Origin of the sequence: Roseovarius litorisediminis, from assembly GCF_900172295.1 — a bacterium.
Classification (GTDB): Bacteria; Pseudomonadota; Alphaproteobacteria; order Rhodobacterales; family Rhodobacteraceae; genus Roseovarius; species Roseovarius litorisediminis.
Window position 1 is genome coordinate 156,847 of record NZ_FWFL01000009.1, and the last position, 9,099, is coordinate 165,945.

A 9,099-nucleotide genomic window follows, 5' to 3' on the forward strand; every position below is an offset into this window, starting at 1 on the left:
GGACCTGTGGCCGTCCGAGGGTACGTCCCCCGGATCGTGATTGGCAAAGACAGTGGCAAGATGGTGATCGCCGGTGTTAAGATAAAGCCCCCTTTTTGGCAGGACAGCACCCCGGCCGCGCCGGACAAGCTGCCACGAGGCGACAAAGGCCACCGTATTCTGCGCGATGCCCTGAAACCCGCTGCGGATTTGAACGTCAGACTGCCACCATGAAGGCGCCGGGAATTTGCGCTTGGGTAAATTGGTGCAAAAGGTATTGTGCGCGATAGTGACTCGGGTGTTTTGTCCGGGCTTGGGGGCTTGCCGGAGGAATTTTCTGCGTGGTTCCACGTCGCAACCCATGACCCTGAATTTTATGGGATAAACTTATGAGCTTCCTTGATTCCCAGGACTGGACCTTTCCCGTCCCCATCGCCTATGGCCCCGGCCGCCTGAAAGAAATCGCCGGGTTCTGCCGGGTTGCCGGCATGTCCAACCCCCTGATCGTCACCGACCGTGGCAGCGCGAGCCTTGCGTTCATCGCGAATTTGCTGCGCTATCTTGATGAGGCCGGCCTGGATTCGGCGCTTTATTCCAACATTTCGCCGAACCCGCGCGATGAAGAAATTGCCGCAGGTCGTGCGCAGTACCGCGCGGGTGGTCACGACGGAATCATCGCCATTGGCGGCGGCAGCGGAATGGACGGCGGCAAAGCGATCACTCTGGTGGCCAATAATGACATCGACCTTTGGGCGTTTGAATATGAACAGCCTGCGCCGGACATGTCCGCGCATCCGGCTTTCCCGCCGCTGATCTGCATCCCCACGACTGCAGGCACCGGCGCGGAAACCGAAAGCACCGCCATGGTCACCGATACCAAACAGATGATGAAATGGTGCGTCTGGCACGCCCAGTTGAAACCCAGCTTTGCGATCCTTGATCCTGAGATCACCGTAGGTCTGCCCGCCGACCTGACAGCCTGGACCGGCGTGGATGCGATGGTGCATGCGATCGAGGCCTACTGTGTGCCAGGCTTCAACCCGCTCTGTGATGGTCTTGCGCTTGAAGGTTTGCGCCTTGTGGCAAGCTGGTTACCGGTGGCCGTCGCCGAACCAGCGAACCTCGAAGCACGCGGCGCGATGCTCGCGGGCTCCTGCCTTGCAGGTGTCGCGTTCATGAAAGGCCTGGGGCTGGTGCATGCAATCTCACACATGGTCGGCGCCGAGTACGACACGCAGCACGGGCTGACCAACGCAGTAATTCTGCCCGCAGTTCTGCGTTTTAACGCCCCCGCGATCGGGGACAGGATTGGCCCGATGGCGCAGGCGATGGGGCTGCACGATACCTCGTTTGATGCGCTGTATCAGAAAGTCGTCGATATCCTGGATACGGTGGATATACCGCGAACGCTGGCCGAGATCGGCGTGCCCGCGGATTGCGCCCCCCGGATCGCACAAAAGGCGCTGCAGGACAGTGCTGCCGGCACAAACCCACGCGCGCTGACTGAAGTCGAGATCCAGACTGTCATCGACGATGCCCTGAGCTTCGGGCGCTGAACAGATTTTAGAGGTTTCGGTCTTCTTGTGTTGTCAATCGGCCTTCGAAACCGGGTCCGATTCAATTCTGGACTCCGATTGCCGCAATTCGGGGTCAACTTTGCATGCCGTACCACAGGCAGAATTGCCCTGCGGTCGGGATTAATGGGCGTTACTTGTCGTCTGGATAAAAAAGCCAGGGACCGTCAAACTGGCCAATGGGGATGTGATGCGTCACCAGATTGCCCCGCGTTTCATGCAGCAAAAACCCACCGGGTTCTATGGTCAGGCAGTTGGGGGCGTCAACGCGCTGATCCATGGTGACGGCATGTGAAGTGCCCGGAGCGATCTGGCAGATTACATCGCCGAAGAGCGTGACGATATTGCGGTGAACATGGCCGCAGATCAATTTCAGTTCGCCCTGGTAAGCCGACAGGATATCTTTGAAAACGGAACTTTCCCGAAGGTTCTGAATGTCCATCTTTTGCTTACCCGTCAGAAAGGGGGGGTGGTGGGTTGCCACAATAACCGGCTTGCCCTGCAGCGCATCCAGATGCTTTTGCAGATAGGTTATCGTTGTGTCGGACAAGTGCCCATAAGATTTGCCTGCGACAGACGAATCCAGTCCGATCAATGCAATGTCCGCAAACTCGCATATCCAGTTTACCGGCCCGGCTTCTGGCATCCACTCCTGATCCGAAAAACCAGATCGCATGACATCACAATTGTCGTGGTTCCCGGGTATCGCCCGATAGGGAATTTCAAGCGGCGCCATGATGTCCCGAAACCTTTGGTATTCCTCAGCGGTCCCGAAATCGGTCAGATCACCCGTTACAATCGCCATGTCGACCGGGCCGATCACCGGCAACATCCGGTTGATCGTGTTGACGCACTCGGCCAGCGGGGTTGCGGTATCAACCCGGCCATAGGCAAGCTGGCCAAAAGGGACGATATGCGGATCGGATATCTGGATGATTTTCGTCATTTTCCAACCCCGCTTTTGGGGAGCAGCATAAGGGTTTCGGGCTTGATCGAAACCTTCACCACCTCGCCTGTCCGGGGGGCGTTCTGACCGGGAAAGATCGACGTCACGATATCCGGCATGATGCCTTTGATCCCGACCCGGTAATGCGTGCCCAGAAATGTGACCGTTTCCACCTGTCCCTGCAGCGGGCCGGATGGATCAATCTGCACATCCTCGGCGCGCACGAAAATATCCTGCCCCGCCCCATCGCGATCCAGCGGCAACACGCCACCGGTCAGGGTCAGGCTCTTTCCGTCACTTGTCCCTTTCAGGTGCATGGCATTGCCGACAAATCCGGCCACAAAGGCCGAGGTCGGATTGCGATATAACTCTTCGGGTGTGCCGCTTTGGACGACACTACCATCAGACATCACCGCAACCCGGTCGGCGATGGCCATCGCCTCGTCCTGATCATGGGTCACGAAAATGGCGGTGATCTGGAACTTATGCAGCAAGATTGCCAGTTCATCCCGCAGGGCCTCGCGCAGGGCCGCATCCAGCGCTGACAGCGGTTCATCCAGCAACAGCAATCTGGGCCGCGGGGCAATGGCGCGGGCCAGCGCCACGCGCTGCCGCTGCCCGCCAGACAGGGCCGCAATCGACCGGTGCGAAAACTTTTCCAATTGGCACATTTCCAGCACTTCGGTGACACGAGCCTCAATTTCGGGCTTGGGCAACTTCTGCATTTTCAGCCCATAGCCTATGTTCGCGCGCACCGACATGTTCGGGAAAAGCGCGTAAGACTGAAAGACCATGCCAACATTGCGCCGCTCAACCGGTTGGGCGGTGACGTTGTCATCGTCAAACCAGATTTCCCCACCCGGATCGGGCGTTTCAAGCCCTGCAATGATCCGCAGCAAGGTGGTCTTACCGCACCCCGACGGCCCTAGCAGCGAAACAACCTCGCCGGTGTCCACGGTCAGTTCCGTGGGCATCAGGGCCCTTGTACCATCGGGATAGGTTTTGGCGGTGTTGGTCAGGCGAAGGGTCATTGGGCGATCCTCTGAGCGCGCGCCGAGGCCCATTGCATGGCCATCAATAGCGGAACGATAAGTACGAAAAACACAAGCGTATAGGCCGATGCCACCTCAAGCCGCATCGACGCATAGCTGTCAGCCAACCCGACGGGCAGCGTTTTGAGGTAAGGCGTGTGCAGCATCCAGGTCAGGTTGAATTCGCCAATGGAAAGCGTCACCACCGTCAGCGCGCCCGCCAGAATGCCCGGCATGGCGTTGGGCACCACGATGTCCCGGAACCGCTGCCAGGGCGAGGCGCCAAGCGTTGCGGCACCTTCCTCCAGCGTTCTCAGGTCCATGGCTGCAAGGACCGACAGGATCGACCGGACCATGAAGGGTAACGTATAAAGAACGTGCCCCACCAGGATGAACGTCCATGAGGCCCGGAACCCCTTCAACGAGCCATAAAGCTGCAAAAGCGCCAGGGCCAGAGCAAGTCCGGGCACAGCAAGGGGAAGCGAAATGAACTCTTCCAGTATCCGCGACAGCCAGCCGGGGTGCCGTGCCAGCCCGTAGGCAGCAGGCAGGCCGATGACCAATGTCGAAATCAGACAGGCAATGGCCAGCCAGAGCGACAGGAAAATGCTGCCTGAATAAAGCTCCCAGACACGGAAAACCCATTTCAGGGTGAAACCAGACGAAATACCCTGAAAATAGTTCGCCGTGACGCCCGCCAGCACCGACAGGATCGTTGGCACCAGCAAAAAGGCACAGGCCGTCAGTGTGACCGTCAGTTGCAGGATTTTGGTTTTCGATCTGAACATCTCAGCCCCCCGCCGCAACGGTTGTGCCCGACAGGCTGCGGGCGATCAGCAACAGCGCCCAGGTGACAATACCCAGAACAATCGACAGGGCCGAGGCCATCGCGATATTCGCCGACAGGGTGAATTCCGTGTAGATCACCATCGGCAGCACGTCGATATTTGTGGCCAGCGTGAACGCGGTACCAAAGGCCCCCATTGCGGTCGCAAAGGCAATCGCGCCCGCCGCGATCAGCGAAGGCATCAGGCCGGGCAGGATCACATCAACGACGACACGGTAGGGTGAGGCGCCCAATGTGCGCGCCGCTTCCTCCAGTGCCGGGTCCAGCTTTTCGGCTGCCGCCATCACCGTCAGCAACACCCGCGGGATTGAAAAATAAAGGTACCCCAGAAACAACCCGATGACCGAATAGGCAAAAACCACATGCCCCGGTGTGATCTGGTTGATCAGCCCCTGACGCCCGCCTAGCAGGATAATCAGAAACCCGATGACAACCCCCGGAAAGGCCAGCGGCAAGGTCATGATCGACAACAGCACACCCCGGCCCCGGAATTGATTGCGCGACAGGAACATGCCTGCAGTTGTCGAGATCGCCAGCGCAGCAAGGGTGACCGAAATCGACACCACAACCGTCAGCCAAAGCGTGTTTAGGTATCGCGGCTTGCGCAGGATATCGAGATAGATTGCCCAGCCGGACTCGCCTTCACCCGAGGCCAGAAACAGGCGCACCAGCGGCAAGGCAAGAAAGGCCAGCGAGAAGATGAAAAGTGGCGTCAGACACGCCAGAACGAATTGTCGGTTTGACATGGGCAACAGTTGGGGCCGGACAGAAATCCGGCCCCTCCTTTCTGGACAGGATTATTTGACTTCCGAAAGGTAGCGCTCGCCGAAACCGGCCTGTGCTTTTTCCATCTCGGCATAGTCCACCGCAACAGCACGCGCGTAATCACTGGCAGGCAGGAATTTCGCGGCAACTTCTGCAGGCAGTTCCACCGGCCGCGCCGGTTGCAGATAGGCATTGGTCCAGATCGCCTGCCCCTTGTCGGACAGAATGAAATCCAGCACGCGCTTGCCAAGCTCGGGATGCGGGCCGTTGTTTACCAGGCTCATTACATAGGGCACGCGTACCGATCCTTCGCAGGGCAGAACAAATTCGAAATTCCCGTCTTCTTCGTATTTGCCGCGATAGGCGTTGAAGTCATAATCAAACAGGATCGGGATTTCACCCGATACAACCCGCGCATACGAGGTTTGCTTGGGCACGATCGGGTCGTTTGCGGCCAGGTCGTTGAAGTATTTGATCGCCGGATCGAAATTGCCCAGATCGCCCCCGAAGGCAATGTTGGCCGCAACGGCACCCGCATAACCGACAAAGGCCGATGACGGGTCAAGATAGCCAACCATGCCGCGGTATTCCGGCTTTGTCAGATCGGCAAAACATTGCGGCACCTCGGCCCCGCCCAGCGCGTCCACATTCACGAAAAAGCCCAACGTGCCATAGTGAATGGCAAACCACTTGCCGTCCGGGTCTTTCAACCCTTCGGGGATTTCGTCAAATCCGGTGGGTTTATAGGCCGTTGCCACACCTTCGTTGCCAGCCTTGATGCCGGTGGTGACGCCGTAATAGGCGACATCGGCAATTGGGTTGTCCTTTTCTGCCAAAAGCTGGCTAAGTGTCTGGCCTGAGTTTTTGTTGTCATGTGGCATCTGGATGTCGATTTCCTTGTCAATCGCTTCCAGCATCGACGCCCAGTCGGCCCATTGCGGCGGGCAGTTGTAACACACGGCATCCTCGGCAAATACCGGCGATGCGATAGCCATTGTCATAAAGGCGGCTGCAAGTTTATATCTCATTTTGATCTCTCCAGTTGGATTTTAGCGTTCTTCTTGGTTGGATTGTTTGACGGCGAAAGGGTTGCAGCCTTTTCGCCGTCAGCTCTTTCTGCGACCGGTGGGGCAAGACTACCCCCGGCGCGGAAACTGAAGGACAGTTCGGGGTCGGGCAAGGCGGGGGGTGGCGTGCCATCAATGACCGACAACACCGTTCTGGCCGCCCCACTGCCCATCATTTTCGGATCAGTTACAATGGTTGCCAAGCTGGGTTCGACCATCGTACCCACTTCGATGCCATCGAACCCGATGATCGACAAATCCTCTGGCACGCCAAGCCCCAGCGACCGGGCACTGCGGATCGTCGCAAGCGCCAGAAAATCGTTCGAGGCAAATATGCCCGTCAGGGCCGGATTTTCCTGCAGAAACACATTCAGCAGATCCGTCAGATTTTGGCTGTCTTCATCAATTTCCAGCAACGCCGGTTTCTTCAGGCCGTTGCGGGAACACCCTTCTGCAAAGCCCTGATAGCGTTGACGCGCGCGGTCAGAGCTTTTGAACTTGAGCGCCAGAAAACCCACATGACGGTGCCCTTTCTCAACAAATGCATCCGCCACAGCCATTGCCGCCGAACGATCATCAACTGACCAGCTCTGTTCATCATCTGGCGCCATGTTGAACAACAAACAATGCGGTATTTCGCGGTTTTGAATTGATTTCAGCCCATCGCTGGCAAGCGCATCACTGACTGTCAGAACAAACCCGTCGACCTGCTTCGCCGTCAGGGTCCGTATGGCCTGTGTTTCGATCTCCGGGTCATAGTTCGTACAGACAAGCAGAGTTTGATATCCGGCCAGCCGAAACGTTTCCTGTGCGCCCTGAACCGCATCCGCATAGACAGGGTTTGCCAAAGAGGGCACCACACATCCGATCGTTCGCGTTGTACTGCTCTGAAGCGATCGCCCGACTTCGCTGAATTCAAACCCAAGGTCGTCAACCGCAGCAATCACCCGCTGGCGCAAATCCGCACTGGACGGACCCGAGTCATTCAAAACGCGGCTGACAGAGGCAACGCCGCAGCCCGCATGTTGCGCTACATCTTTTATCGTGACCGGCTGGCGCACGATCCCCCCCCTGTGGAAACGTTTCCACTTATTGGTATCCTCATTCGAAGAAATAATCAAGAAAAGCAACAAACTCATGACAACCCAGTAGGATGTGCCGAATATTCAGTGTGCTGCTGTCAGGCTGCGCAGGCAGCCCAAAATAGCCCTGTGCAGTCGGCGGGAAAAAAGTCATGGGTCTTGTCCCGTCACTCGGCGGCCATCGCCATCTCAAGGCTTGATCCGCCCCGCTTTCCCGCCTATACGTCCGCTGGTTCGGAATCGCTTTGCGGCTCCGGGCCTGTTTGTTGTTGGCACCACGGTCCATCCGGCCTTCTTCGGCCTCTGGCGACCTGCCCTTACAGACAGCCTCAGATAATGACGACCTGAACTCTGGCGGGCTTGCCGTGCCAAATGGCACCACAGGGACCCGGAAGAAGACCAAGAGCTCTTGGGACGCGAGAAACCTTTGCGGATCAAAACCGCAAGCATAGTAGGAGAATGGCGATGGATATTATCGCTCAGTTGGAGGCAGAACAGATTGCCTCGCTCGGGAAAGACATTCCCGATTTCAGGGCCGGCGACACAGTTCGCGTTGGCTTTAGGGTGACCGAAGGCTCGCGCACCCGGGTTCAGAACTTTGAAGGTGTCTGCATTGGCCGCAACAACGGCAAAGGCATTGCCGGTTCGTTCACCGTCCGCAAGATTTCCTTTGGCGAAGGTGTGGAGCGTGTGTTCCCGCTTTTCTCGACCAATATCGACAGCATCACAGTTGTACGCCGTGGCCGCGTCCGTCGCGCCAAGCTGTACTATCTGCGCTCGCGCCGTGGTAAATCGGCCCGTATCGCAGAAAACGCCCACTACAAGCCCGCCAAGGGCGCTTCAGCGTAAGGATCGCCGCGATGAAAAAAGACATTCACCCCGATTATCACATGATCGACGTAAAGATGACCGACGGCACGATCGTCCAGATGCGCTCGACCTATGGCAAAGAAGGCGACACGCTGGCGCTTGACATCGACCCAAGCGTGCACCCCGCATGGACCGGCGGCGGCGCCCGCCTTATGGATGCCGGCGGCCGCGTGTCGAAGTTCAAAAACAAATACGCCGGTCTGGGCTTCTAAGCTTTTTCAGACGGCTGGCACTACAAACGCCGCTCCTGTCACGGGGGCGGCGTTTTTTGTTGGGTGCAGGGTGGGTGAAACCCACTCGCCCAAAGCATAATTTCCCAAAGCAATGGTCGCTTCGAGCCTATTTTGTTGAAAAACTCTTCCTTGATCGAAGTCTGAACTGCTGATTCAATTCCTGTAATCGAGGGGGAGGACCGGCGATGATGGGACCGAGGCAGGAAGCGCAACCGGCGCTGTTCTACGAGTTCTCGCTTGAGGATCATGTCCCACAGGATCACCTGCTGCGCTCCATCGACCGGTTCGTCGATCTTGGCGGCATCCGCACGCATCTTGCGGAGTTCTACAGCCACACGGGCCGCCCCTCCGTCGATCCCGAACTGCTGATCCGCATGCTGTTGGTCGGCTATTGCTTCGGTATCCGGTCCGAGCGACGGCTCTGCGAAGAGGTGCATCTGAACCTCGCTTATCGGTGGTTCTGCCGCCTTGATCTGAACGACCGCATCCCCGATCACTCGACGTTTTCAAAAAACCGGCATGGTCGGTTTCGCGACAGCGAACTTCTGCGCCACCTGTTCGAGGGGACCGTCGCGCGCTGCATCGCGGAAGGTCTGGTCAGCGGTCAGCGCATGGCGATTGATGCAAGCCTGATCGAAGCAGATGCCAACAAACAGAACTCGACGCCGAAGGAGGACTGGGACGTCTCGCAGATTGATCCAGCCG

Annotated in this window: 10 protein-coding genes; 4 read left to right on the plus strand and 6 right to left on the minus strand. The window is 57.8% G+C overall.

The window, feature by feature from the left end:
• The first annotated feature begins 368 nt into the window (after positions 1-368).
• Positions 369-1,535: an iron-containing alcohol dehydrogenase gene (locus tag PEL8287_RS16355; RefSeq protein ID WP_085893504.1), complete on the plus strand. Its 1,167-nt coding sequence runs from the start codon at positions 369-371 to the stop codon at positions 1,533-1,535.
• Positions 1,536-1,686: 151 nt separating this feature from the next.
• Here PEL8287_RS16355 and PEL8287_RS16360 read toward each other — a convergent pair whose 3' ends face one another.
• Genes PEL8287_RS16360 through PEL8287_RS16385 form a run of 6 tightly spaced genes read right to left on the minus strand, consistent with a single transcriptional unit; the run spans position 1,687 to position 7,270 of the window.
• Positions 1,687-2,499 carry a phosphodiesterase gene (locus tag PEL8287_RS16360; protein WP_085893505.1) on the minus strand — a complete coding sequence of 271 codons (813 nt, stop codon included), beginning with the start codon at positions 2,497-2,499 and terminating at the stop codon, positions 1,687-1,689.
• Entirely contained in the window at positions 2,496-3,530 is a 1,035-nt protein-coding gene (locus PEL8287_RS16365; protein ID WP_085893506.1) for an ABC transporter ATP-binding protein, read from the minus strand. Before PEL8287_RS16365 ends, PEL8287_RS16360 begins: the two co-directional genes overlap by 4 nt.
• Positions 3,527-4,318 carry an ABC transporter permease gene (locus tag PEL8287_RS16370; protein ID WP_085893507.1) on the minus strand — a complete coding sequence of 264 codons (792 nt, stop codon included), beginning with the start codon at positions 4,316-4,318 and terminating at the stop codon, positions 3,527-3,529. Before PEL8287_RS16370 ends, PEL8287_RS16365 begins: the two co-directional genes overlap by 4 nt.
• A gap of 1 nt (position 4,319) precedes the next feature.
• Positions 4,320-5,123 carry an ABC transporter permease gene (locus tag PEL8287_RS16375; RefSeq protein WP_085893508.1) on the minus strand — a complete coding sequence of 268 codons (804 nt, stop codon included), beginning with the start codon at positions 5,121-5,123 and terminating at the stop codon, positions 4,320-4,322.
• 51 nt (positions 5,124-5,174) lie between these two features.
• Complete coding sequence (locus tag PEL8287_RS16380; protein WP_085893509.1) at positions 5,175-6,170, minus strand: ABC transporter substrate-binding protein; 996 nt, start codon at positions 6,168-6,170, stop codon at positions 5,175-5,177.
• The gene (locus tag PEL8287_RS16385; protein ID WP_085893510.1) at positions 6,167-7,270 is read right to left on the minus strand and encodes a LacI family DNA-binding transcriptional regulator; all 1,104 of its coding nucleotides are present in this window, start codon (positions 7,268-7,270) and stop codon (positions 6,167-6,169) included. Before PEL8287_RS16385 ends, PEL8287_RS16380 begins: the two co-directional genes overlap by 4 nt.
• A 486-nt stretch (positions 7,271-7,756) precedes the next feature.
• Here PEL8287_RS16385 and rplS point away from each other — a divergent pair, with 486 nt between their 5' ends.
• The 3 genes from rplS to PEL8287_RS16400 all read left to right on the plus strand — a co-directional run.
• Complete coding sequence (rplS, locus tag PEL8287_RS16390; protein ID WP_085893511.1) at positions 7,757-8,140, plus strand: 50S ribosomal protein L19; 384 nt, start codon at positions 7,757-7,759, stop codon at positions 8,138-8,140.
• A gap of 11 nt (positions 8,141-8,151) precedes the next feature.
• On the plus strand, positions 8,152-8,373 hold the full coding sequence (rpmE, locus tag PEL8287_RS16395) for a 50S ribosomal protein L31 (RefSeq protein ID WP_085893512.1): 222 nt from the start codon (positions 8,152-8,154) through the stop codon (positions 8,371-8,373).
• A gap of 206 nt (positions 8,374-8,579) precedes the next feature.
• On the plus strand, positions 8,580-9,099 hold a 520-nt coding region (locus tag PEL8287_RS16400), incomplete at its 3' end, for a transposase (RefSeq protein ID WP_139837835.1).